Origin of the sequence: Citrobacter sp. Igbk 16 (assembly GCF_028069755.1) — a bacterium.
GTDB lineage: Bacteria > Pseudomonadota > Gammaproteobacteria > Enterobacterales > Enterobacteriaceae > Citrobacter.
In genome coordinates this window covers 1-286 of sequence record NZ_JANEWJ010000103.1, presented here as the reverse complement: position 1 = coordinate 286, position 286 = coordinate 1, and the positions used below count along the sequence as shown (strand labels likewise).

Here is a 286-nt window from a genome sequence, read left to right as displayed (position 1 = left end):
TTTTGAGATACTTCGGCCGGCGACTTTCACTCACACAAACCAGCAAGTGGCGTCCCCTAGGGGATTCGAACCCCTGTTACCGCCGTGAAAGGGCGGTGTCCTGGGCCTCTAGACGAAGGGGACGTGTAAGTCTCAATCGCAAGACGCCTTGCTATTTACTTTTCATCAGACAATCTGTGTGAGCACTACAAAGAACGTTTCTTTAAGGTAAGGAGGTGATCCAACCGCAGGTTCCCCTACGGTTACCTTGTTACGACTTCACCCCAGTCATGAATCACAAAGTGGT

The 286-nt window shown here is 50.7% G+C and carries 1 tRNA gene and 1 rRNA gene; both read right to left on the bottom strand.

The annotated features are described in order from the left end of the window. Positions 1 to 47 precede the first annotated feature (47 nt). Positions 48 to 123, bottom strand: a tRNA-Glu gene (locus NNO03_RS22550). An 85-nt stretch (positions 124 to 208) separates the two neighbouring features. After that, positions 209 to 286: ribosomal RNA gene (locus tag NNO03_RS22545) — 16S ribosomal RNA — on the bottom strand; the annotation flags it as partial.